At 62.6% G+C, this 21,511-nt stretch carries 25 protein-coding genes; 18 read left to right on the top strand and 7 right to left on the bottom strand.

The window, feature by feature from the left end; genetic code table 11:
- Nucleotides 1-87: 87 nt before the first annotated feature.
- Nucleotides 88-960, top strand: coding sequence for a c-type cytochrome (locus AC0X69_RS09550; RefSeq protein WP_482613210.1), 873 nt, complete (start codon nucleotides 88-90; stop codon nucleotides 958-960).
- Between the two features lies 1 nt (nucleotide 961).
- Here AC0X69_RS09550 and AC0X69_RS09545 read toward each other — a convergent pair whose 3' ends face one another.
- Nucleotides 962-1,732, bottom strand: a complete 771-nt coding sequence (locus tag AC0X69_RS09545; RefSeq protein WP_482613209.1) for a trypsin-like serine peptidase — start codon at nucleotides 1,730-1,732, stop codon at nucleotides 962-964.
- A 429-nt stretch (nucleotides 1,733-2,161) separates the two neighbouring features.
- Between AC0X69_RS09545 and AC0X69_RS09540 the strand changes: the two genes are divergently transcribed.
- The 12 genes from AC0X69_RS09540 to AC0X69_RS09485 all read left to right on the top strand — a co-directional run bounded on the left by AC0X69_RS09540 (nucleotide 2,162) and on the right by AC0X69_RS09485 (nucleotide 12,578).
- The gene (locus tag AC0X69_RS09540; protein WP_482613208.1) at nucleotides 2,162-4,036 is read left to right on the top strand and encodes a methanol/ethanol family PQQ-dependent dehydrogenase; all 1,875 of its coding nucleotides are present in this window, start codon (nucleotides 2,162-2,164) and stop codon (nucleotides 4,034-4,036) included.
- Nucleotides 4,037-4,147: 111 nt separating this feature from the next.
- Nucleotides 4,148-5,050: a methanol oxidation system protein MoxJ gene (moxJ, locus tag AC0X69_RS09535; RefSeq protein ID WP_482613207.1), complete on the top strand. Its 903-nt coding sequence runs from the start codon at nucleotides 4,148-4,150 to the stop codon at nucleotides 5,048-5,050.
- Nucleotides 5,051-5,094: 44 nt separating this feature from the next.
- The gene (gene moxG, locus AC0X69_RS09530; RefSeq protein ID WP_482613348.1) at nucleotides 5,095-5,667 is read left to right on the top strand and encodes a cytochrome c(L), periplasmic; all 573 of its coding nucleotides are present in this window, start codon (nucleotides 5,095-5,097) and stop codon (nucleotides 5,665-5,667) included.
- Between the two features lie 69 nt (nucleotides 5,668-5,736).
- Nucleotides 5,737-6,027, top strand: coding sequence for a methanol dehydrogenase [cytochrome c] subunit (locus AC0X69_RS09525; RefSeq protein WP_482613206.1), 291 nt, complete (start codon nucleotides 5,737-5,739; stop codon nucleotides 6,025-6,027).
- A gap of 128 nt (nucleotides 6,028-6,155) precedes the next feature.
- A complete protein-coding gene (locus AC0X69_RS09520; RefSeq protein ID WP_482613205.1) occupies nucleotides 6,156-7,187 on the top strand; it encodes an AAA family ATPase in 1,032 nt (343 codons plus the stop codon).
- Entirely contained in the window at nucleotides 7,184-8,029 is an 846-nt protein-coding gene (locus AC0X69_RS09515) for a DUF58 domain-containing protein (protein WP_482613204.1), read from the top strand. Before AC0X69_RS09520 ends, AC0X69_RS09515 begins: the two co-directional genes overlap by 4 nt.
- A gap of 8 nt (nucleotides 8,030-8,037) precedes the next feature.
- A complete protein-coding gene (locus tag AC0X69_RS09510; RefSeq protein WP_482613203.1) occupies nucleotides 8,038-8,934 on the top strand; it encodes a nonribosomal peptide synthetase MxaA in 897 nt (298 codons plus the stop codon).
- Nucleotides 8,931-9,932 carry a vWA domain-containing protein gene (locus AC0X69_RS09505; protein ID WP_482613202.1) on the top strand — a complete coding sequence of 334 codons (1,002 nt, stop codon included), beginning with the start codon at nucleotides 8,931-8,933 and terminating at the stop codon, nucleotides 9,930-9,932. The genes AC0X69_RS09510 and AC0X69_RS09505 overlap by 4 nt, the downstream gene beginning before the upstream one ends.
- Complete coding sequence (locus tag AC0X69_RS09500; RefSeq protein WP_482613201.1) at nucleotides 9,929-10,537, top strand: MxaK protein; 609 nt, start codon at nucleotides 9,929-9,931, stop codon at nucleotides 10,535-10,537. Before AC0X69_RS09505 ends, AC0X69_RS09500 begins: the two co-directional genes overlap by 4 nt.
- On the top strand, nucleotides 10,537-11,541 hold the full coding sequence (locus tag AC0X69_RS09495; RefSeq protein ID WP_482613347.1) for a vWA domain-containing protein: 1,005 nt from the start codon (nucleotides 10,537-10,539) through the stop codon (nucleotides 11,539-11,541). Before AC0X69_RS09500 ends, AC0X69_RS09495 begins: the two co-directional genes overlap by 1 nt.
- The gene (locus AC0X69_RS09490) at nucleotides 11,538-12,062 is read left to right on the top strand and encodes an SRPBCC family protein (RefSeq protein ID WP_482613200.1); all 525 of its coding nucleotides are present in this window, start codon (nucleotides 11,538-11,540) and stop codon (nucleotides 12,060-12,062) included. The genes AC0X69_RS09495 and AC0X69_RS09490 overlap by 4 nt, the downstream gene beginning before the upstream one ends.
- Before the next feature lie 9 nt (nucleotides 12,063-12,071).
- A complete protein-coding gene (locus AC0X69_RS09485) occupies nucleotides 12,072-12,578 on the top strand; it encodes a hypothetical protein (RefSeq protein ID WP_482613199.1) in 507 nt (168 codons plus the stop codon).
- Nucleotides 12,579-12,584: 6 nt separating this feature from the next.
- Here AC0X69_RS09485 and AC0X69_RS09480 read toward each other — a convergent pair whose 3' ends face one another.
- Nucleotides 12,585-13,217, bottom strand: coding sequence for a response regulator transcription factor (locus tag AC0X69_RS09480; RefSeq protein ID WP_482613198.1), 633 nt, complete (start codon nucleotides 13,215-13,217; stop codon nucleotides 12,585-12,587).
- 119 nt (nucleotides 13,218-13,336) lie between these two features.
- On the opposite strand from AC0X69_RS09480, the gene AC0X69_RS09475 reads away from it, so the two are divergent.
- The 4 genes from AC0X69_RS09475 to AC0X69_RS09460 all read left to right on the top strand — a co-directional run bounded on the left by AC0X69_RS09475 (nucleotide 13,337) and on the right by AC0X69_RS09460 (nucleotide 16,205).
- Nucleotides 13,337-14,725 carry an ATP-binding protein gene (locus AC0X69_RS09475; RefSeq protein ID WP_482613197.1) on the top strand — a complete coding sequence of 463 codons (1,389 nt, stop codon included), beginning with the start codon at nucleotides 13,337-13,339 and terminating at the stop codon, nucleotides 14,723-14,725.
- Nucleotides 14,726-14,856: 131 nt separating this feature from the next.
- Nucleotides 14,857-14,934 (top strand): pyrroloquinoline quinone precursor peptide PqqA, encoded by a 78-nt coding sequence (gene pqqA / locus AC0X69_RS09470; RefSeq protein WP_482613345.1) that lies wholly within the window; start codon nucleotides 14,857-14,859, stop codon nucleotides 14,932-14,934.
- Between the two features lie 479 nt (nucleotides 14,935-15,413).
- The gene (locus tag AC0X69_RS09465; protein WP_482613196.1) at nucleotides 15,414-15,683 is read left to right on the top strand and encodes an usg protein; all 270 of its coding nucleotides are present in this window, start codon (nucleotides 15,414-15,416) and stop codon (nucleotides 15,681-15,683) included.
- 66 nt (nucleotides 15,684-15,749) lie between these two features.
- A complete protein-coding gene (locus tag AC0X69_RS09460; protein ID WP_482613195.1) occupies nucleotides 15,750-16,205 on the top strand; it encodes a hypothetical protein in 456 nt (151 codons plus the stop codon).
- 47 nt (nucleotides 16,206-16,252) lie between these two features.
- Here the strand turns inward: AC0X69_RS09460 and AC0X69_RS09455 are convergent, their stop codons facing one another.
- The 3 genes from AC0X69_RS09455 to nifA all read right to left on the bottom strand — a co-directional run bounded on the left by AC0X69_RS09455 (nucleotide 16,253) and on the right by nifA (nucleotide 19,598).
- Nucleotides 16,253-16,744: a ferritin-like domain-containing protein gene (locus tag AC0X69_RS09455; RefSeq protein WP_482613343.1), complete on the bottom strand. Its 492-nt coding sequence runs from the start codon at nucleotides 16,742-16,744 to the stop codon at nucleotides 16,253-16,255.
- A gap of 44 nt (nucleotides 16,745-16,788) precedes the next feature.
- Entirely contained in the window at nucleotides 16,789-17,682 is an 894-nt protein-coding gene (locus AC0X69_RS09450; RefSeq protein WP_482613194.1) for a 2Fe-2S iron-sulfur cluster-binding protein, read from the bottom strand.
- A 170-nt stretch (nucleotides 17,683-17,852) separates the two neighbouring features.
- A complete protein-coding gene (nifA, locus tag AC0X69_RS09445) occupies nucleotides 17,853-19,598 on the bottom strand; it encodes a nif-specific transcriptional activator NifA (RefSeq protein WP_482613342.1) in 1,746 nt (581 codons plus the stop codon).
- Nucleotides 19,599-20,167: 569 nt separating this feature from the next.
- Here nifA and AC0X69_RS09440 point away from each other — a divergent pair.
- Nucleotides 20,168-20,374: a TOBE domain-containing protein gene (locus AC0X69_RS09440; protein ID WP_482613193.1), complete on the top strand. Its 207-nt coding sequence runs from the start codon at nucleotides 20,168-20,170 to the stop codon at nucleotides 20,372-20,374.
- A 21-nt stretch (nucleotides 20,375-20,395) separates the two neighbouring features.
- On the opposite strand, the gene AC0X69_RS09435 is transcribed toward AC0X69_RS09440, so the two are convergent.
- Nucleotides 20,396-20,821, bottom strand: a complete 426-nt coding sequence (locus AC0X69_RS09435; protein ID WP_482613192.1) for a group III truncated hemoglobin — start codon at nucleotides 20,819-20,821, stop codon at nucleotides 20,396-20,398.
- A complete protein-coding gene (locus AC0X69_RS09430) occupies nucleotides 20,784-21,305 on the bottom strand; it encodes a response regulator (RefSeq protein ID WP_482613191.1) in 522 nt (173 codons plus the stop codon). The genes AC0X69_RS09435 and AC0X69_RS09430 overlap by 38 nt, the downstream gene beginning before the upstream one ends.
- Nucleotides 21,306-21,511: the final 206 nt, after the last annotated feature.

The raw sequence follows: 21,511 nt of genomic DNA, 5'->3' as shown, positions 1-21,511 counted from the left end.
TTCCTGAAACGCCGAGGATTTTTTCCGCGAGACGTGAAGAGCGGCCTGAATTAAGAGCGCCCGAAGCCTTGCCCACGCGTCGTGATCATGAGCGCCAATCGTCTCCCATCGCACTTAGCCACGCCAGTCGCTCTGCTGGCGTTCTGGCTGTTTGGCGGACCGACCTGCGCGGCCGACCTCGAACGCGGTCGTTACCTCATTGAAGCGCTGACGGCTTGCGACAATTGCCACACGCCGCGCGGACCAGGCGGCTATGATCTCTCGAAACGCTTCTCCGGCGGCGCGCAGACGTTCACAGACAAGACCTATGTCGTGCGCGGTCCAAACATCTCGCCCGACGTTGAGACAGGGATCGGCGCGTGGACCGATGCAGAATTGCGGGCCGCCATCGTCGATGGCGTCGGACGCGAAGGACGCCTTGCGCCCGTCATGCCCTCGGACTCCTATAAGCCGCTGACGACAAGCGATCGCGACGCGATCATCGCGTTTCTGCGCTCGGCGACGCCGATCCGCGCGCCGCTTCAGTCGCCACAGCAGCGAAGCGGCGAATGGGCGCCGCATCCGATGCCCACAGCGACGGCGCGCTTTGATGAAGCATCCCTCGCAGACAAAACCACGCGCGGCCTCTATGTCGCGTCGCTCGCCCGCTGCATGGCGTGTCATAGCGAAGAGATCGACGGCGCGCTCGATTATGGCAATCGTCTTGGCGCGGGCGGCAAAATCTTTCGCAACGCCGCTGGCGTCGTCGTCGCCTCAAACATCACGGCGCATCCGGCCAGGGGCGTCGGCGACTGGTCTGACGATGAATTGAAGCGCGCGATCACAGAGGGCGTTTCGCGCGACCGCGCGCCGCTTCGGCCGCCGATGTCGACGCTTTCCAAAGCGCATTTCTCGAAAATGTCGTCCGAGGATCTCGATGCGCTCGTCGCCTGGATTCGGACGCTTCCGCCAAAGGAATGAATCAGCGCTGCTTCGATGCTGCGTCGCGTATCGCCGCCGCGAGCTCGCCTTCGAAAAGCATCGCCGAACCGAAATGCGTCTCGATATCGAAAGGCCGCTTGTGATTCATGTCCAGCGAAGCGCTGTGCATCGCGATGAGACGGCCGTCCTCGGTGAAGAGGCCGGAGCCCGAACCGCCGTAGCCATCGTTGCAATCGTGGCGCACGCGACGAACGTGGCCTTCGGTCGGTTCATCGACGCGATACACATCGCAGGATTCAGTCGTGGCGGGGAGGCGTGTATTGGCGTGTCCGGCCGGAGAGACCATCACGACCTTGAACCGCGCGCCAGTGACGATGTCCCTGACGTCCGGCGCGGGCTGAGGCCTCACGTTTTCGGGAGTCGGCTGCAGCAGGCGCAGCAAGGCCCAGTCGTCGGTTATGTGCAGACCCTTTGATTCGACAGAGGCGCCAATGCGCAGACTGTCCTCGTCAAAATAATAATCGCCGCCCGCAATCCTGAAAAAGCAATTCGTCACCGGATGCGTCGGCACGAGACGACGATCCACGAAATTATGCGCATTCATCACGACGAGATCATGCGAAGCGACGAGCCAGGCGGCCGCCGCGCGCTCCAGCGTGCCGAAATCGGAGTAGCACATGAGCACGCCGGCGCCCGAGAAACGATTTGCGTCACCCTCGGTCATCGCCTGGCGGCCGTCGCGAGGATAGAGCGCGGCCTGCGCCGTTTCCCCGGCGATGCGCGCCGCCATCGCCGCGGCCAGCGCTAGCATGATTACAGCGATCGCCCGGCGAACTTCGCGCCAGCGCAGGTTAGGCGGAAAGGAGGAATGAGCCTGGGATGCAGGCGAAGTTCTTGCCGTAAGAGCTTTCAACATTCGTTCTCTAGGTGGGGCGGGACAGATCCTCCTCAACAAAATCCGTGCGCGATTCCACGTCAAGCGCGCCGCCGATCGGGAAGCATCGGGAGCATCGATGCCGATCTTTCCCGAGACACATTACCGATAAATCGTGAAGACTCGGCCTTGCGCTTAAATTTATATGCCGGCGGATCGTCATCTCGAATTTGCGCCGACGCGCAGCGGGAATAAGCGACCGTCAATAAACCGTGACGGCTGCATTTTGGCCGTCTATCTGCGAGGCGACGTCGCCGTCCAAGAAGCCATGAAGGCGTCCGGGCGATGTTGCAGGAGGACTCGTCCATGAGGAAACTGCTGAATTCCGTGTCCTTGTTGTCCGTGCTGATGGCGGCGCCGGTCGTGACGATGTCCGCCGCAGTCGCCGAAGACAAGCTCGAAGCTCTGACGAAGAGCGAAAACAACTGGGCCATGCAGGGCAAGAACTACAGCGCCAATCACTACAGCGCGCTGAACCAGGTCAACGCCGACAACGTCAAGAATCTGAAGGTCGCCTGGTCCTTCTCGACCGGTCTCCTAAGCGGTCACGAAGGTTCGCCGATCGTCGTCGACGGCAAAATGTATGTCCACACGTCCTTCCCCAACAACACCTTCGCGCTCAACCTCGACGATCCGACCCGCATTCTCTGGCAGCACAAGCCCAAGCAGAACGCCGCCGCCCGCGCCGTCGCCTGCTGCGATATCGTCAATCGTGGCCTCGCCTACTGGCCCGGCGACGGCAAGACGCCTTCGCTCATCGTCAAGACCCTGCTTGACGGCCATGTCGTCGCGCTGAACGCCGACACCGGCGAGGAATACTGGAAGATCGAAAACTCCGACTTCAAGGTCGGTTCGACGCTGACGGTCGCGCCGCACATCTACAAGGACATCGTGCTCATCGGCAGCTCGGGCGCCGAGCTCGGCGTGCGCGGCTACATGTCCGCCTATGACGTGCGCACCGGCGAGCAGAAGTGGCGCGCCTATGCGACTGGCCCGGACTCTGACGTGCTGATCGGCGACGACTTCAACAAGGCCAATCCGCATTACGGCCAGAAGGGCCTCGGCACCGCGACCTGGGAAGGCGACGCCTGGAAGATCGGCGGCGGCACCAACTGGGGCTGGTTCGCTTACGACCCCGGCACCAATCTCGTCTATTACGGCAGCGGCAATCCTGCGCCGTGGAACGAGACGATGCGTCCCGGCGACAACAAGTGGACCATGACCATCTGGGGTCGCGATCTCAACACCGGCGAGGCGAAGTTCGGCTATCAGAAGACGCCGCATGACGAGTGGGACTACGCCGGCATCAACTTCATGATGCTCAGCGAGCAAAAGGACAAGGACGGCAAGCTGCGCAAACTGCTGACCCATCCGGACCGCAACGGCATCGTCTACACGCTCGACCGCACCGACGGCACGCTGATCTCCGCCGACAAGATCGACGACACGGTCAACGTGTTCAAGAAGGTTGATCTGAAGAGCGGCCTGCCCGTGCGCGATCCGGAATATGGCACGCGCATGGACCATCTCGCCAAGGACGTGTGTCCCTCGGCGATGGGCTATCACAACCAGGGTCTCGACTCCTACGATCCGACCAAGGAGCTGTTCTTCCTCGGCGTGAACCACATCTGCATGGATTGGGAGCCCTTCATGCTTCCCTACCGCGCGGGTCAGTTCTTCGTCGGCGCGACGCTGAACATGTATCCGGGACCGAAGGGCGACCGGCAGAAGGGTGAAGGCCTCGGCCAGATCAAGGCCTACAACGCCATCACCGGCAAGTTCAAATGGGAGAAGATGGAGCGCTTCGCCGTTTGGGGCGGCACCGCCGCCACGGCCGGCAACGTCGTCTTCTACGGAACGCTCGACGGCTTCATCAAGGCCCGTCACAGCGACACCGGCGAACTCTTGTGGAAGTTCAAGCTTCCGTCGGGCGTCATCGGCCATCCGATCGTCTATCAGCACAAGGGCGTCGAATATGTCGCCATCCTGTATGGCGTCGGCGGTTGGCCGGGAGTCGGCCTCGTGTTCGACCTCCAGGATCCGACGGCGGGTCTTGGCGCGGTCGGCGCCTTCAAGCAGCTCGCCAACTACACGCAGATGGGCGGCGGCGTGATGGTGTTCTCGCTCGACGGCAAGGGCCCCTACGACGATCTGAGCGTGGGCGAATACAAGGCGAACTGATCGCCTGCCGTTCCATCGATCGCTCCACCCCTAACAGGGCTGTGAGAAGCTGCTCGGACGCGCCCCCGTGCGTCCGAGCAGCGCGATCGAAACGATCACGGAAATAGAACCATGTCGCGTATCACTCGCTTGTCCATCGGCTTCGGCGGCGCTCTTCTGCTCGCTCTCGCGAGCGTCGGCGCGCAGGGCGCTTCTTTCGGCGGCTCCAGCGGCGCGGGGTCGGACGCCGCGTCGGAACAGGCGCCGCCTGCTGACCCCAATGCGCTGCGCATCTGCGCCGCGAAGAACCAGCCGCCGCTTTCAATGGAAGACGGCTCCGGACTTGAGAATAAGATTGGCGTCGCGCTTGCCGACGCCATGAAGCGCAAGGCGCAGTTCGTCTGGTCGCAGCGGCCGGCGATCTATCTCGTGCGCGACTCTCTCGACAAGAAGCTCTGCGACGTCATCATCGGCCTCGATACCGGCGATCCGCGTGTGGCGACATCGAAGCCTTACTACCGGACCGGCTATGTCTTCGTCACCCGCGCCGATCGCGACCTTGACATCAAATCCTGGTCCGATCCCCGCTTGAAGAAGCTCGGCCACGTCGTCGTGGCTTTTGGTTCGCCGGGCGAAGCGCTGCTCAAGGATATGGGCCAGTACGAAGACAACATGGCCTATCTCTACTCGCTGGTGAATTTCAAATCGCCACGCAATCAATACACGCAGATCGATCCGGCCCGGATGATCGGCGAGGTGGCGAGCGGCGCCGCCGATGTGGCGGTCGGATTCGCGCCGGACGTTGCGCGTTACGTCAAATCGTCGCCGACACCCCTCCGCATGAATCTGATCGAGGATGACGCGGTGAAGAGCAGCGGTGAAAAGGTGCCGCAGCGCTTCGATCAGTCGATCGCCGTGCGACGCGACGACAAGGCTTTGCTCACCGAAATCGACAGCGCTCTCTCCGCCGCTCAGCCGAAGATCGATGAAATCCTCAAGGGGGAGGGCGTGCCTCTCCTCCCCGTCACCCAATAGATGCGCGGCGCGCTAACGAACAGGACGAGAATTACGTGTTGAAAATGAAACGAAGCTTTTCCCTGTCCCTTGTCGGCGCTGCGGCGTGTCTCGTTACGCTGGGCGCCATCGCGGAAACCGCCGGGATTACGTTCCGCAACACGGTCACCGGCGAAGTGCTGAACTTCGACGACGCGCTGCCTGAGGGAAAAGACACTGAAGGCGTCAAGCAGTTCATGGCGTCCGGCAAGAATCCCTACAATGAGGATGCGAGCTGTCTGAAGCAGGGCGAACAACTGTTTCTTTCCGCCTGCTCAGGCTGTCACGGGCACCTCGCCGAAGGAAAGATCGGTCCCGGTCTCAACGACGACTACTGGACCTATCCGCAGAATGAAACCGACGAAGGTCTCTTCTCGACGATCTTCGGCGGCGCGCAGGCGTCGATGGGACCGCAGTATCAGAACCTCACGCTCGATGAGATGCTGAAGGTCATGGCCTGGATACGGCATCTCTTCAAGGATGCGCCGGAAAAGGCGAACTGGTTGACGGACGAACAGCGCAAAGCTTTCAAGCCTTATGCGGGTCACGAAACTCTGCCGGACAATCCGCCCGGCAAATGTCAGCCGAAGGCGAAGTAAGTTCCACGCCGCCGTCGCCGGGGGCGCAAGCACTGAGGCGCAAGCCTCAAATAAACGGAGGAAACAGGGATGCGTAAGATGCATTTCGCCGCGGCGCTCACCGTCGGCATTTTGTTCGGCGCGGGCAGCGCTCTCGCCTATGACGGCACCAAGTGCAAGGCGCCCGGCAACTGCTGGGAGCCCAAGCCCGGCTTCCCGGAAAAGGTCGAGGGTTCGAAATATGATCCCAAGCACGACCCGAAGGAAATCGCCAAGCAGCAGGCCTCTGTTCAGGGCATGGAAGAGCGCAACAAGAAGCGGGTCGAGAACTTCAAGAAGACCGGCAAGTGGGAATATGACGTGAGCAAGATCGCTCAATAGGTTTCATCGCGATGCAAACGCGATGATCTAGCGGCCACGATCTGGAGCCGGCGTATTCGACAACAGCGCATTGGCCCCATTCCCGAGATCGTGGCCGCCTTTTCTTTCTGGCGCGCTAAGGTCAGGCCTTGAACGATACGTTGCACGTCGTCCAGAAGCTCTCCGATTGGCGCGAGCGCGCCCTTGAGTTCGATCAGGAAATCCAGAAGGCTGTTATTGGCCAGGCGCGCGTCATCAGGCTGGTGACGATCTGCATTTTCGCGCGTGGCCATGTGCTGATCGAAGGCGACGTCGGAGTCGGCAAGACGACCTTGCTACGTTCGGTGTCGCGCGCGCTTGGCGGCGATTTCGCCCGCGTCGAGGGCACGGTCGACATGATGCCCAGCGACATTCTCTATCATACTTACATCGGCGAAGACGGACGTCCGCGGGTCGATCCCTCCGAACTGCTGCGTCTGGCCGAGACGCTGCCGGTTTTTTTCTTCAATGAGATCAACCGCGCCCGCCCGCAGGTTCATTCACTGTTGCTTCGGCTCATGGCCGAGCGAAGCGTATCGGCGTTTAACCGCCTGCATCACTTTCCCTATCTCAGCGTTTTCGCCGATCGAAACATGGTCGAGCGGGAGGAGACTTTCGAACTGCCCGCCGCCGCCCGCGACAGGTTCTTTATGGAAATTCCCATGGCGGCGCCCGACGATGAGGACGCGCGCCGCAGACTGGTGTTCGATCCTGGATTCCACGATATGGAAGCGCTCGTCGAGAGAGTGAGTTCGGGCTCGTTCGACTATCGCGAGATCCCCGCTGTGGCGCGCGTTATCCAGTCCCATGTGCGCTCCAGCGAGGCGCTTGAGCGCTATGTGCTGAAACTCTGGCAAGCTCTCGTCACGCCCGGTTCGGCTGGCGTATCGCTGCCCGACGTCGACGTCGACAGTCTCGTCAAGGGCGGCGCGAGCCCGCGCGGATTGGCGGCGCTGGCGCGGGCGGCGCGTGTGCGCGCCTGGCTCGAGGGACGCGACTATCTCGTTCCGGAAGACGTGCGTGACGTATTCATCGAAGTGATGGCGCACCGCATCTTTGTCGATCCGATCCATGCCCTGCGTGGCGATGACATCGTCAAGCGCCTGTGTCACGCGGCTTTCGACGCGACGCCGGTTCCATGAACGGCGTCGTCGATATTCTCTATCGGCCGCGCGGACGCTTCGCCGCCAATCACGTCGGCGCGCATACGTCGAGCGAAGTCGGCGGCTTTGGAGTTTTTCGCGACCAGGCCCCGTTCATGCGATACCCCGACGCGCGCCGCATCGACGTCCGCGCGACGCTGCGCGATCCGTTTGGCGGCACCTATGTGCGCCGGTTCGAACAAAGAGCTGCGGTCGATGTCTATGCGCTCGTGGACCTGTCCGCTTCGATGGGTTTCGTCGGCGCCGTCAGCAGATTTGAGATCGCGCTGGACCTTTGCGCTGCGCTCGCCTATTCGGCGACGCGGATCGGCGACCGTTTCGGCCTGTTCGCCTGCAACGAGGCTTTGATCGATCGGGCGACGTTTCTCGCGACGCGATCGCCAAGAGCGGCGCTCGCTAGCGTCGAAAAGCTCGGCGCGGAAGCGCCGTCTGGGTCGAGCGCCAAAGGCGTGCTCGCCGCTGCGGCGGCCCTCGGCTCCACCCGCAAGCTCGTGGTGCTCATCTCCGACTTTCGCTGGCCCGAGCAGCTGATCGAGCAGGCGTTCGAGGCGCTTTCGCTGCATGACGTCGCGCCGCTCGTTCTGATCGACTCGCTTGAAGCCGCGCCGCCGAAATGGGGAGCGCTGGAGCTTCGCGACGGCGAGAGCGGCCGCCGTCAATTCCTGGTGATGAGGCCCGCGCTCCAGCAGCGCTGGATTGACGCCGAGCATGCGCGTCGGCGCGATCTCGCCCGTCTCTCGGCGATGCGCAGTCGCGCGCCGATCTTCATTCAGGACAGTTTCGACCCCGACGATCTCAGCATTCGGCTGACGGCGGCGTGAGGTCGGCGATGCGCATCGCATGTGTCGTCCTCATGCTCGCCGCAACGCTGCCGGCGTTCGCGCAGGAAGCCACGGCACGCATCCGCTCGGCGCGGCCTTTCGGCTATTTCGTCGGCGATCTCATCCACGCGCGCGTCGACATCTCGGCGCCGCCCGGCGCGACGCTCTCTCGCGCCTCCTTGCCTAATCCGGGCGCGCTCACCGGTTCGCTCGATCTTCGAGACGTCATGCTTCGCGAGACGACCGAAAACGACGCGCGCTTGTGGCGGCTCGATCTCACCTATCAAAATTTTTACGTCGCGCTCGACGTGCGCGAAATTGAAATCCCCGGATTTGATCTCTCCATATCGACGGCGGTGGGCGCCGAGACCGTCGCAGTTCCGGCGTGGAGCGTCGGGGTCTCTCCCTTGCGGGAGATTGCGCCCAAGAAGCAGGAGCGCGCCGAGGACTATCTGCGACCCGACGGCTCGAGTTCATTCGCTGACGAAGCCACGCCGCGAAATCTCGCGGTGGGCGCCGGCGCCGGCGCCTTGCTGGCGCTTGCTTTCATTGCGCGTGATCGCGCCTGGCCGCCCTTCCGGCGGCGGAAGGCGCGCGTCTTCTCCGCGCTCGCCAATGATTTTTCGAGGCGGCGTATCATGGCCGCCGACGGCCATTTCGGCGCTGCGATCCAGTCGGTGCATCGCGCGCTCGATACGGCCCATGGCGCCACCCTGCTTTCGGGCGATCTTCCAGGTTTCCTGCACAAGCATCCAGAATTTGCGCCTTTGCGCGCCGACTTCGAGCGCTTTTTCACGGCCTCCAAGCGCCGCTTTTTCGGCGGCGAAACGTCGGGCGACGATTTTAGCGCGGAGCAGCTCGCACAATTCGTGAGCGCGCTCGCCAGGCGGGAGCGCGCGGGTTGAGCGGGCTCGGCTTCGATCACATTGAGCCGCTGTTTCTGGCGCCGCTGGCGTTGCTTCCCGTCTTGCGGACTGTCCTGCGCGGCGCGACGGTCCCTTCGCTCCTGTCTGCGCCCGCCGATGGGCTTTCAGCTATCGCGGGCGTTGTCCTGAAGCTCAGCGGCGTCGTCACGATCGGCGCCAGCCTCATCGGCGCGTCAGGCCCCTATATCGCCGGCGTAGCGGTGGAGCGCTTCGCTGAAGGCGCGCAGATCGTCATGCTGATCGACCGCAGCGGCAGCATGAACGAAACTTTCGCCGGCAGAACCCCGTCCGGGGACGAGGAATCGAAAGCGGCGGCGGCGAAACGCATTCTCAAGCGTTTCGTCGAAGCGCGTCGTCACGATCTCGTCGGCGTCGCGGCGTTTTCGACGGCGCCGATGCTGGTGACGCCGATCTCCGATCATGTCGGCGCCACCGAGGCCGCCATTGATGCGATCGATCGTCCCGGTCTCGATTACACGAATATCGCGCGCGGTCTTGCGATGGCGCTGTCGATGTTCAAGACGAGCGAGGCCGAACTGACGCGGGCCATCCTCCTCATATCGGACGGCGCCGGCGTCATCGATCCGAAGCTGCGCGACGATCTGCAGGCCGAATTTCGGAAGACCCATGTCAGTCTCTACTGGCTGTTCCTGCGCACGGAAGGCAGCAGAGGCATTGCCGATCAGCCATCGGGCGAAGACGAATCGCCGCAGGCCGCGCCGGAGCGCCATCTCGATCTCTTCTTTAAGAAGCTTGGCGTGCCATATCGGGCCTTCGAGGCTGAAAGCCCCGAAGCGACGGAGCGCGCGCTGAAGGAGATCGATCAGCTCGAACGCCATCCCGTCCGCTACGTCGAAGAATTGCCGCGCACGGACCTGAGCGCATGGGCCTTCGCCCTTGCGCTCGCCGCTGCGACGCTCCTCTTCGCAGCGAAGCTCGCTGAAGTTGGACTGGGCGTCGGAGGCCGCGCGCGATGACGGTTTTCTTGACGAAGATCGCGATCGTTCGAGACAAGGCGCGGGCGCTGTGGCGACAAATGCGATCGTTTGTTCTGATCGCGCTTTGCCTCGCTCTCGTCGTCACCACGGCCGTCTTGGTCTTCGAATGGCGAGGCGCCGTCGAGGCCAATGACACAATCGAAGCGCTGCGCGCGGGACGCGACATCGTCGTGGACGCCAACGCGAGGCCCGAGACGCTTCTCGCCCGCATCAGCTTTCTTGCGGCGCGAAGCGACGTCGATCGCGCGCGCGCGTCAGTAGAGGCGCTCGACCGCAGCGGGAGTTCCGAGGCGCGCGCGCGGGGACATTATCTCTTGGGGAACGCGCTGCTGCGCAAGGCGTTCGATCAGATTCAACGCTCGGAGCTCGAAGCGGCCAATCCATTCGTCAATCTCGCCAAACGTGAATACCGCCGCGCCTTGCAGCTCGCGCCGGACTATTGGGACGCCAAATTCAATCTCGACGTTGCGGCGCGGCTCGTCCGGGACTTTCCTGATTTCGAGAGAAAGAGCGGCGATGAATTGAGCGCCGATCCGAAGAAGCTCTGGACCGACATCCCGGGCAAGCCGAAGGGCCTGCCATGATGCGCCCGGATGTGCGCGATCCGAGACTCGCGCTGCTCGCCCTGGCGATGCTGTCGCTCATCGTCACCTTTCTGGCGCCGAGCGTAGTGATCCGGCGTCCGTCGTTCGATTTTCTCGCGGTCGTTGACATCACCGGCAGCATGAACGTTCGCGATTACGCGGCGTCAGGAAGGCCCGTCAGCCGTCTCGAGGCGGTCAAATCGGCGCTTCGCGTCATGCTCGCCGAGCTGCCATGTCCGTCGCATGTCGCACTCGGCGTTTTCAGCGAACGCAGGCCGTTCCTGCTTTTCGATCCGATCGACGTCTGCGCCGATTTCACGCCTCTGCAGGCCTCGATCGGCGCGCTCGACTGGCGCATGGCGTGGGAGGGCGACAGTCGGATTTCGGCGGGCTTTTTCCTCGCCGTCGCAATGGCGCGCGAGTTGAAGAGCGATCTTCTGTTTTTCACCGACGGCCAAGAGGCGCCGCCGCTGCCCGCTCACGGCGCGCCGACGTTCGAAGGGCGCGCAGGCGAACTGCGCGGCCTCGTTGTCGGCGTCGGCGGCTATGAGCTTTCGCCCATTCCGAAGTTCGACGACAGAGGCCGCGACATCGGATTCCTGGACGTCGACGACGTTCCGCACGAAAGCCGCTTCGGCTTGCCCCCGGAAGGCGCGGAGCGGCGCGAAGGCTACAATGCGCGTAACGCGCCATTCGGCGCGACGGCGGCCGTCGGCGTCGAGCATCTATCTTCCGTCAAGGAAGATTATCTGCGTTCGCTCGCCGAAAAGACGGGTCTCGCTTACGCGCATCTCGAAGACGGCAAGCGACTGTGGAAAGACTATGCCGCGATCGCCTCCGCCCGGCCGCGCGAAGCGGCGCTTGACTTGCGTCCGTTCTTTGGCGCCTTCGCGGCGATTTTCACCTTCTTGGCCGTCGCCGCGAATCTGCTCGCAAAGGCGTTCGTTCAGGCGCGCCGCTTCACACCATTCAACCGCTATCCGCAACCAGGGAGATCCAAATGAGAAAGATGCTGGGGCTTTTCGCCCTTCTGTTCTGCGCGCCCGCGCTGGCGCACGGTCCGACGCCGATCAAAGTCGACGAGTCGATCTTGATCGCCGCCGACCCCAAAGCCGTTTGGGCGGTGGCCGGGAAGTTCGACGGGCTCGCGAACTGGCATCCTGACGTTCAGAGCGTAAAGGCCCAGGGCGGAGACGCCGCCGGCTCCGAGCGCGAAGTGACCTTCAAGAAAGGCGGCGCCTTGAAGGAGGGGCTCGACGAATATGATCCGGCGGCCTCCAAGATGTCTTGGCGCATGTCGGATCCCAATCTCGATGCGCTGCCGGTCAGCTCCTACACGCTCACATTCACGATCGAGCCGACGCCAGCGGGCGGAAGCCAGGTGAAATGGTATGGCCGTCTCTATCGTGGCGACACGAGCAACGAGCCGCCGGAAAATCTCAATGACGACGCGGCGCGCACGGCGATGACGAACTACCTGCGCGACGGCCTCCAAGGCCTCAAGAAGAAGGTGGAAGGGAAATAGCCCGCGGCGATGCGCCTTCGAAAAGCGATCATTCTTGCGGGCGTCTGTGCGCTCTTCGCCGCTTGCGGCGAGGAGAGGCGCAGCGCCGAACAGGATGACGTCATCGAACCTGACGACCGCAAGGCGGCGGAGGTCTGGCTACGCGCCAACGATCATACGGAGCTCGCACTCTGGCTCGCTCAACGCGAAGCCGGCTCGGCCGTTGGCGAACGAGAACCCGCCGTCGAGCGCCTACGTGCAGCCTTGCGCTCGGCGCGCGCGCACTTTCTTGAATCCGACCGCATGCTCGCAAACCGCACCGCGCAAATCGGCGAGATGCTCGCGGCGGATGGCCATGCCGAGGATTTCGCGCAGCTGATCAACTCGCTCGTCGAGGTCGCCGCGTCGGCCGGGCAAAAGCAGACCTATGGCGAGCTTTGCCAGCACTATTACAATCTGCGTCACAGCGGAGTCGAACGCGACGAGGCGCTGCGCATGCTCGCTGACCGTTACAAGACGCAGAGGCAATTCAGGTAGCAGCGCTTAAACAAGCTTCATCGCGACCTTGTTTTCAACCGCGATGCGCAGAAGATCCGCCTTCGATCGCGCGCCGAGCTTGCGTTTGAGCAGGATGCAGTTGTTGGCGACCGTCTTGTAGGAGACCTTCAGAATATGCGCGATCTCCGTCATGTCCTTGCCGTCGGCGAGGTTGCGCAGGATCTCGATTTCCCGGCCGTTCAGCGCGTCGAGCGGGTTGCTGGCGCGCGCCTGGTCGGCGAAGGCGAGCTTCAACGCGAGCGTGCTTGAAAGATAGCGCTCGCCGCCCGCAACCACGCGGATCGCCTTGATGAAGACGCGTGGATCCTCGTTCTTCGCGACGTAGCCGCGAGCGCCGCCCTCGATCGCCCGCGCCGCGAATACCGGATCGTCGTTCATGGTGAAGACGATGATTTTCGCGTTGGCGTCGCGCTTCAAAATCCGGCGCAGAAGTTCGAAGCCGGAGACGCCCGGTAAATTGATGTCGAGCACCACCACGTCGGGCGCGGACGACGCATAAGCGTCCAGAGCTTCGTCGGCGTTGTGCGCCTCGAGCACTTCGATGTCTTTCTGCCCAGACAGCATGCCGCGGCAGCCCTCGATCACCATGGGGTGGTCGTCGACGATGAGAACGCGCATTCCTTTTTTCGCTTGTTTGAGGGCCAGAACGTATGTTGTGAGAACCGCGAGTCTTGTCAATCGACTGCAAGCGGCCGTCAACGGCAAAGCTGCTCGACGGCGAACAAGGGCGCCTATACATGCGCGGAATTTCGCTCAAAGCCCAATTGGGCGGACTGATCGGCGTCGTGCTCGTCGCGACCTTGCTGAGCAATCTTGCGATTCAGCTGCTGCACGCCGGTCCGCGCGTGCGCGCCGAAGCGGGAAGCAATCTCAGGCTGATGCGGGAAGTTGTCCTAACGACGCTTGCTAATCTTCCCCAAAACGAAGACCCCAGTCCCGCCCTGCGGCGTCTCTATGCGTCGCTTGGCGACCTTCGCCATGGGGATGTCGAGATCCTTGCGCCAAACGAAACTGCGCCCAGGGACTGGCTGGATAAAATCCGTCATTCCGATCGCGACGTTCCGGAGTGGTTCGTGAAGCTCGTTGGCGCCGCGCCGAGGGTAATGACAATCCCCGTCACCGTCGGCGGCCGCGCCTACAGCAATATCGTGGTGATCTCGAATCCGTTCGATGAGCTTGGAGAGATCTGGTCGGACATGGTGTGGCTTGCAGCGATCAGCCTTGCGGTCATGATTGTTTTCCTGACGATCGTCCTCCTGTTCCTGCGCTACTCGCTTGCGCCTTTCGATGCGCTGAAATCTGGTCTGGCGCAATTGGAAGCGGGCAAGAGCGGCGTGCGCCTATCGCTCAGCGGCGCGACGGAATTCAGATTGATAGCGGCCGCCCTGAATTCGCTCGGCGCGACGCTGGACCGCGTCAGGCGGGAAAATCGCGAGTTGGTCGACAGGCTCATTCAGGTGCAGGAAGGCGAACGCAAGGAAATCGCGCGCGATCTGCATGACGAGGCCGGTCCCTGCCTGTTTTCCATACGCGCCACATCGGCGGCGCTGCAGGAGCTTGTCGCGCATCCTGCGCCGGACATGGGGCGGCTGAGACAGATGAGCGCGACGATCGACAAGGCGAGCGAGTCGCTTCAGTCGCTTTTTAGGGGACTGCTGGGCCGGCTGCGGCCGAAGGGTCTCGAAGAGCTTGGTTTGGAGCCGTCGTTAAAAGCGCTCTTCGCGTCATGGGCGCTCACCCGTCCCGAGGTCGATCTGCGCCTCAACGTCCGTCATGATCTTTCTTCGCTCGACGAGGAGACGGCGCTCGCCGCCTATCGGGTGGTGCAGGAGGCGGTCACCAATATTTTTCGCCACTCCGGCGCGAATAAGGGCGAGGTCACGCTGGAATTCGGCTTCGACGCCGCGACGGAACCCTCCGAACTCGACGCGGAAACGCCGCCGCAACTGAAAATTACGATCGAGGACAATGGCGTCGGAATTTCGGAGCGCTTCGCCCCGGGAATGGGTCTGCTCGGCATGAATGAGCGCGTGCGCGCGCTTGGCGGCGCGCAGCGGATCGAACGGCCCCCGTCCGGCGGCACGCGGATCACGGTGACGCTTCCGCTGCGGGACGAGGGCGAGTGATCGGGCGCCGCGCAGGTCGGGAAAATACGGAAGCCTGAATGACGAAAGTTTGAAGGTGAAAGGCTGCGCGCCCTTCATTATTCTCGAACGGAGCCGCCCGTCGGCGGACACGAAATTGGAGGAGCAACGCCATGGCTTGGACGCAACCCACAATCGTTGAAATCTGTCTCGGTATGGAGATCACGAGCTACGAATCAGCTGAGATCTGATCAGCCGCCGTTCTCGGCGGGAGCCCCGTAAAGGGTCTGGCGTGAGCCGGGGAGTGGCTGCGCTGAGAAGCGCGATTGACGAGTGCACATGAGTCGGCGCCGTCGCTTGCGACGGCGCCGCTGCTTTATCAGAACTGAAGGCGGTTGACCGCTCGACGCGGGCGGCGGCGGTTGGCCGAGATGCGCCACGCGATCGTTGCTGGCGACACTCCGTAGGCGGCCCTAAACGCGAGGACCTGATGCGGCGCGCTCCGTCCCTTGAAGAGCGCTGGCGCCGCTCGCAGATTCGCTTTTTCGCCATCGCAGATAGGGGTTGGCGTTGCGCCGCCTCGAAAGCGCCGGTCGTCGAGCCGTCCTTCTGGCACTCGCGGCGCCTTGCTGCTAGCACATTGTTTTTGCAGGCCTTCGACGCTCCTGGCGCTTGCTCTCGACAAATTTGATCCTAATCTGGAGAGAATCGACCCGCCGAGGAGAATCGCATGGCGTCCAGCGATTTCCGTTTGCAGCTGGAAGGCTACGGCCTGACGACGGCAAATATTCTGTATCATCTGCCGGACTATCCCAAGATCATCCAGTCCTACGTCTGGCAGGAATACGATCTCCACCCTGACTTCCCCGAGTTAAGAAAATTTCTCGATTTCTGGGTGCGCAGCCTCGATGGGCCGTTGCATTCCGTGACCGTCGCGCATTCGCGCCTGATTAAGCCCGCCGAGATGAAGCTTCTCGGCGGCGAATTCAAAGTGCACTGACGTAGGCCGCCTTGCGAAAGGGGGCCCGCCGAGACAAAATCGGCGGGAGTGATCGCGAGGAAGGCCGTGAACGACGAGAAGGATACGAAATCATGGGTGGGCGCCCTGGAAGCGGCGGCGCTCGTCGCCGTCGTGGTCGCGGCGTTTCTGATCGCCAGGCACTATCGGGAGAGCCTAGCCGACGAAGAAGACTCGGCGCCGATCTCTCTGGCTTTGGAGCGAGAGGCGGCTGAGGTGAACGCGACGCTTCCCGAAATGGTCAGCGAAGGCGTTCGTCTGGACCAGACGAGCGCGGGCCCGGGCAATATCTTCAATTACAGCTATACCGTCGTCGACGACGAAGCGGCGCGCGCGTTGGTCGGCAACGCAAAGAAGCTCGCCGAGTTGAGAGCTCAGCTGCAGGAGCGCGTTTGTCTGACGATGCCGCACCATCGCACAAGCGGCACAACCATCCGATATTCGCTGAAGGACAATAGGGGCGAGACGATCGCCGACGTGTCAATCGAGGCGGGCGACTGTTGAGAAGAGGCCGCGCCCGCATTGGCGCGCCTCTTGGCTGCATGTGGGCTTCACTTGCCGGCGTTGTTTAGGGCAGGGGACGCTAGTCCTTTACGATGCGCGGCGATCCACCTTTCGAGCTCGGCGACGTGGCCGCGCTCTTCCTGCACGAACTCCTCGGCAAGCATTTTTATCTCCGGGTCTTGCGTCGTCTCTAGCACATGCTTGTAGTAATCGAGACCCGCGCGCTCAGCCTCGAGCGCGGTCTCCAACGCCTGTTCGCGGCCAATGAACGGGTCGGCGGCCCAGATCGCCGCCGTCTCGGGGCTCTCGATGTCGGGCCAGACGAATTCGGTCGGGCCCTTCTCGGGGATCTTTCGAAATCCGGCGCGCGCGCGGGCGTCCCCAAGATGGAGCCTCGAGTAGTCGGATAGCCGTCGAAACAGCCGCCCGACGTCGCGGTTGCCACAGGACTCCATCGCATCGGCGAGCTGTCCGAACCGCTCGGCGGCGTCCTGCTCCAACCTGATGGCGTAGGCGAGAAACTCCTCGACCGACTCCATATTCATTTCTCCTGGTGCGCGTTCAGCCCGGTCTTTGGCGTCGCTTACGCCACGTTCGCGCCTCTCGACGCCCATTCCTCTTGCGTGATCCAGGCCTCCAGCACCTTGACGTGCTCGGCCTCCTCCTTGACGAATTCCTTCGCCGCCGCCGCCACTTCCGGCGACTTCGCCATGGCGACGGCCGCGCAGTAGAATTCGTAGCCGCGCCGCTCCCCTTGTAAGGCCGCTTTCAAAGCCCCGAGGCGCATCAGCGCCGGGTCGCCGCGATGAGCGGCCTCTGGCGAGGCCTGGTTGGGCCAGGCGTAGTCCGGCGGAACGACCTTGTTTGAATCAATTGTTCCGGCGCGGGCTTTCGCTTCGGCGAGGTGACGCCGCGAGAAGGCTGCGAGCTGGTTGAAGAGCTTTGCGATCGCGTCGCCGCCGAATTGCTCGGCGGTCGTGGCGAGCGCTTCGAGATGATCAGCGGCGTCTTCTTCGACCTTGATCGCATAGCTCAACAACTCATCGACGGTCGCGATCTCCGTGCCGCCTTTGAAGCGGCCCGCCGCATGGGTGATATGCGGACCGGCGATAGGCAAAGTCTGGTCGCCCTCGAAACTGACGATGATGTCCTCGTGGCGCACGAAGCATTGGCACGCCAGCCGATAGCGCGGCGGCATATCGTTGACTTCCGCGTTTTCGATCTCTTCCTTGGTGATCTTGCCGAGTTGCTTCAGCATCTCCTTTTCCTTTTCGGTCAAGGCGACGCCGTATTTCGCGTGGCGATTGAGATGTCCGACCTCAACGAGGCAGGAGCCGCATTCGCCGTCCTGGCAGTCGAAGGGGATGGGTATCTTATGCGCTTTCGCAACGGCCAATATCGTTCCCCGATCGCCCGCGACGGCGTAGACGGTGATATCCCTCGGCATTACGGGCGACGAAAATGTGATGTTGGCCAATGTCTGCTCCTGTCGATGCGACCGCGTTCGGCGCACCGCCGTCGAGCAAGATGCAGACCAGTCAAAATTTTTTGACAAATGTAAAGGCGAGCCGCTCGCGGGCCGCATATGCGGACCGCCGCGGGTTACAATTGTCGTGTTTCCGACAGAGCTTTGACGCGCTGAGGGACTTAGAACTTCTTCACTTCGACGCCGTGCTTTTGCAGCGCGTAGCCGATCTGCCGAGGCGTTAGTCCAAGCAGCCGCGCCGCCTTCGCCTTGACCCAGCCCGCGCGCTCCATCGCGTCGATCAGACGGTCTCGATCCGAACGCGAGTCACGCTCGCCGACGCCGCAATTCTCAGCGCCTGGGCAGGCGTCGGGCGCAGCGTCGGCCGGGGGGCGCTCGCTTGTCGGAGGGGACGGCGGCGCCGGGGGCTGTCGGTCGCGCGGCGGCGCAATGATCGGCATGCCAGCGGCCGTTGCGGGAGCCGCCGATCGCTCCAGCGAACCGCTCCAGAGCACCGAGGAGAGACAGCCGTCGTTGCGACAGGAGAAATCCTTGTCGGTGATCACATTGCCTTGCGCCAGAGTCGCCGTGCGGAACACGCAATTCTCGAGTTCTCGGATATTGCCGGGAAAGGCGCAGGCGTTGAGCACATGCATGGCCGATTCCGAGAAGCTCAGCCGTCCGCCTTGCTCGGCGTTGAAGCGGCGAAGGAATTCCTGGGCGAGCGGCTCCAGATCGCCCTTGCGGTCGCGTAAAGGCGGCAGGAAGACAGGCACGACGCTGATGCGGTAGTACAAATCGGCGCGAAATTCATTTCGCTTGACCGCTTCTTCTAGATTTTTGTTCGTCGCGCACACAAGCCGGACGTCGACCTTCTGCGTGCGCGTGCCGCCCACGCGTTCGAACTCCCCTTCCTGCAAAACACGCAGCAGCTTCGCTTGGAAGGCGGGCGTGATTTCGCCGATCTCGTCCAGAAACAATGTGCCGCCGTCGGCCAGTTCGAAACGGCCCTTGCGCATGTTCACCGCGCCGGTGAAGGCGCCGCGTTCATGGCCGAAGAGTTCCGATTCCAGCACGCTTTCGGGGAGAGCCGCGCAATTGAGCTTGACGAAAGGCTTTGAGCGCCGCGCCGAGAGATTGTGAATCGCCGCGGCGAACAGCTCCTTGCCGGTGCCGGATTCGCCGCGCAGCAGCACGGTGGATTTGGCCTTGGCGACGACGCGGATCTTTTCGATCACCGCGCGCAGCGCCGGGCTGTTGCCGACGACGCCGTTGATGCCGCTGATCTTGGTTTCGACATGCGGAAGGCGGTCGCCTTTTTCGAGCCATGCCTTTTCCTGCATCAAGCGCTCGCGGTCGCGGGCGATGAGCTTGTGCAGCCGCAGGGTCTGCCCGACGAGATTGGCGATCATCGTCAGGAAGCGCACGTCATGATCGAACAGCGTCACTGAACGGTCGTCATAGACGCGATCCACCGTCAGCGTGCCGACGACGGCGTCACCCTCCTTGATTGGGACGCCGATCAGCGAGAAAGGCCGGCCGTCGGTCGGCCCCCATTCGGAAAAGTCTGAGCCCTGGAATAGCGGCGAGGCTGCGACGTTCTCGACGACGAGCGGCATTTTCGTCGCGACGATCTGCCCCACGGCGCGTTCCGGCAGCCTGTCGAAGAACCGCTTGGCGGAATCTTCGCTCCAGCCGGAGCCAACCACGATCTCGGGCTCGCCCGCCGCGCCGAGCAAAGCGACCAAGCCGTGCCGCATATCAAGAAAGCTCGAAAGCAGCGCCAGCACGCCTGCGAGCGTGTGTTCCAAACGGTTTGGCGACGCCAGGAGCTTCGATATTTCGTAAATGCCGACGAGAGCGGTGTCTCTCACGTCGAATTCGCGCGCCTTCGGCGCGCACGCGCCGCCTGCCAGCTGCAAACCCATCCGTTTTAGCCTCACGACATGCGTGGGTGTTTTCGCAGGTTTTGACGCAAGCATCGTGCCATACCGCTCTTGGCGGTTAGTCCGATGGAAAACAATGCGCTGCGGATGCAACGCGATCGGCGTGGGCGCGCATGCTTGATCAACTCTTGCGCCTTCTGCCGCGTCCTCCGGCGCCGCAGCCCGATCGAACGGCGGCTCGATCGCGCCGCCTTCCCTGCAATGGACGCCAATGTCGCCTTGCCGACGCAGGCGGCGGTCTCCGACACGCCCGGCGCCACGCAGCAAGCGTTTCCTACAGGCGCCGGAAGCCTGCGCGCATCGATGCATAATGGGATGCTGCGCAGGCCAATGCGGGTTCGCCACCATTTTACAGTTGGCGGAATAGGCTTCGAATTACGGAAGGCGCGTGGTATGCGCCCGGCGCCGCCGATGCTATAGACGAGATCGTGCAGTCCCATTGAATCGAAGGAAAGCCGGTGGAGTGGCTGATTATTGTGCCGCAGCCGTAGCGACGTCGGGCGCCGTCGAGGGGAGGCCATAGCCATAATCACTTCTCAGGAGCCGACGGCATGAAGATTTCCGCGCGTAACAGCCTTCCCGGGACGATCAAGAACATCCAGAAGGGCGCGACCACGGCGCATGTGACGATCGACGTCAACGGATTGACGGTCACAGCTGCGATCACCAATGAATCCGTTGATGAGCTTGGGCTCCGCGAGGGGTCCCAAGTCAAGGCGGTCATCAAGTCGTCGGACGTGATGATCGCGGTCGACTAGTTCCGACGCGGCCGATGGAAGCTATTGAGCGGGGACCCGCGAGGGCTTCCCATCGGCTCCGACGAAAGGAAACAGCCCCGCCTGAAAACATTGCGTCATGTGAGCGGCCTTAGCGGTCGCCTGCTCGGCCTGCGTTTTCGGCAATGTTTCACCGGCGGTTTCGCTAAAGAGTTCGAGCCAGCGCGTAAAGTGCGCAGGTTCTATCGGCAAATTGATATGCGCGGCGAAGGGCTGGCCCTGATAACGATCCGTGCCGAGCAGCGTTCTCGACCAGAAGTTCGCGACGATCCCCATGTGCTCTTCGAGACCGTTTATCGCCGTAAAGATCGGCCCCAATAGCGGGTCTTCGGCGCCCTTGGCGTAAAAGCGGCGCACGCAGTCGTCGATCGCAACCTCCAGTCTGGCGCGTTCAGCCGCGTCCTGAATCGGCGGAATGACCGGCTCCATGGCCTTCTCCCCTCGCTATGACTGGCGGCTGCGAACCTTCTCGCGCTAACGGGCGTTCAGAACGGCCAGCGGAGTCGTCACGACTTTCGTTCCTGGCGCTCAGCAGCGCATCGACGTTATCGCGCACAAGCTCGGTTCGCAGCGGCTTCGCCAGAAAACGATGCGCGCCGGCGGCCACGCACTCCTCGCCAAACCCGCTCGAAATTTGATCGACGATGACCAGGATTTCCGCATCTGGAATGCGCGCCAGAAACTCCTGGATCAGGTCCACGCCGTTGACGCGGATCACGCCTTCGGCAAGCACCAGCAGATCCGGCTGAATTCGTTCCGATTTTGCGAGCGCTTCGGTCGCGCTCGCAAGTTCATGCGCCTCATATGCGTCGTGGAGCGCGCATTGGATCGCCGCGCGGAACATTGCATTGTCGTCCACGACAAAGACGCGCCTGCGTTCGATGGCTTTCGCCATCCGTACGCCGATCTGCATGGCAGCCTCGCGCCTGATTTGACTCGATTAACTGAATGCAAGGCGCGTGCCGTTTGCGATCGCGCGGCTCCGGGCGCCAGAGCAGGGAAACAGCCGCGCGCGTTCAGCCGCACCCTCTGGCGCGCGGCTCTACGCCCTTTCCTGCTCGTGAATAGGAGGCCTGTCTAAGTAATGCCCGACAGTTTGGAATTAAAACGTTTCCAAAC

It is taken from the genome of Methylocystis sp. Uni0008 (assembly GCF_056838045.1).
Note: the sequence above shows the minus strand (reverse complement) of the source record. Positions and strands in the feature narration are given on the sequence as shown.

What these genes read in the sequence shown, in the direction of transcription:
- AC0X69_RS09540 (WP_482613208.1), top strand. Translation starts at nt 2,162, where the DNA reads ATGAGGAAACTGCTGAATTCCGTGTCCTTGTTGTCCGTGCTGATGGCG.
- AC0X69_RS09455 (WP_482613343.1), bottom strand. Translation starts at nt 16,744, where the DNA reads ATGGAGTCGGTCGAGGAGTTTCTCGCCTACGCCATCAGGTTGGAGCAG.
- AC0X69_RS09490 (WP_482613200.1), top strand. Translation starts at nt 11,538, where the DNA reads ATGAGAAAGATGCTGGGGCTTTTCGCCCTTCTGTTCTGCGCGCCCGCG.
- AC0X69_RS09500 (WP_482613201.1), top strand. Translation starts at nt 9,929, where the DNA reads ATGACGGTTTTCTTGACGAAGATCGCGATCGTTCGAGACAAGGCGCGG.
- AC0X69_RS09480 (WP_482613198.1), bottom strand. Translation starts at nt 13,217, where the DNA reads ATGCGCGTTCTCATCGTCGACGACCACCCCATGGTGATCGAGGGCTGC.
- AC0X69_RS09465 (WP_482613196.1), top strand. Translation starts at nt 15,414, where the DNA reads ATGGCGTCCAGCGATTTCCGTTTGCAGCTGGAAGGCTACGGCCTGACG.
- AC0X69_RS09440 (WP_482613193.1), top strand. Translation starts at nt 20,168, where the DNA reads ATGAAGATTTCCGCGCGTAACAGCCTTCCCGGGACGATCAAGAACATC.
- AC0X69_RS09515 (WP_482613204.1), top strand. Translation starts at nt 7,184, where the DNA reads ATGAACGGCGTCGTCGATATTCTCTATCGGCCGCGCGGACGCTTCGCC.
- moxG (WP_482613348.1), top strand. Translation starts at nt 5,095, where the DNA reads ATGAAACGAAGCTTTTCCCTGTCCCTTGTCGGCGCTGCGGCGTGTCTC.
- AC0X69_RS09545 (WP_482613209.1), bottom strand. Translation starts at nt 1,732, where the DNA reads ATGCTAGCGCTGGCCGCGGCGATGGCGGCGCGCATCGCCGGGGAAACG.
- nifA (WP_482613342.1), bottom strand. Translation starts at nt 19,598, where the DNA reads ATGGGTTTGCAGCTGGCAGGCGGCGCGTGCGCGCCGAAGGCGCGCGAA.
- AC0X69_RS09510 (WP_482613203.1), top strand. Translation starts at nt 8,038, where the DNA reads ATGCGCATCGCATGTGTCGTCCTCATGCTCGCCGCAACGCTGCCGGCG.
- AC0X69_RS09475 (WP_482613197.1), top strand. Translation starts at nt 13,337, where the DNA reads ATGCGCGGAATTTCGCTCAAAGCCCAATTGGGCGGACTGATCGGCGTC.
- AC0X69_RS09550 (WP_482613210.1), top strand. Translation starts at nt 88, where the DNA reads ATGAGCGCCAATCGTCTCCCATCGCACTTAGCCACGCCAGTCGCTCTG.
- pqqA (WP_482613345.1), top strand. Translation starts at nt 14,857, where the DNA reads ATGGCTTGGACGCAACCCACAATCGTTGAAATCTGTCTCGGTATGGAG.
- AC0X69_RS09485 (WP_482613199.1), top strand. Translation starts at nt 12,072, where the DNA reads ATGCGCCTTCGAAAAGCGATCATTCTTGCGGGCGTCTGTGCGCTCTTC.
- AC0X69_RS09525 (WP_482613206.1), top strand. Translation starts at nt 5,737, where the DNA reads ATGCGTAAGATGCATTTCGCCGCGGCGCTCACCGTCGGCATTTTGTTC.
- moxJ (WP_482613207.1), top strand. Translation starts at nt 4,148, where the DNA reads ATGTCGCGTATCACTCGCTTGTCCATCGGCTTCGGCGGCGCTCTTCTG.
- AC0X69_RS09495 (WP_482613347.1), top strand. Translation starts at nt 10,537, where the DNA reads ATGCGCCCGGATGTGCGCGATCCGAGACTCGCGCTGCTCGCCCTGGCG.
- AC0X69_RS09435 (WP_482613192.1), bottom strand. Translation starts at nt 20,821, where the DNA reads ATGGAGCCGGTCATTCCGCCGATTCAGGACGCGGCTGAACGCGCCAGA.
- AC0X69_RS09430 (WP_482613191.1), bottom strand. Translation starts at nt 21,305, where the DNA reads ATGCAGATCGGCGTACGGATGGCGAAAGCCATCGAACGCAGGCGCGTC.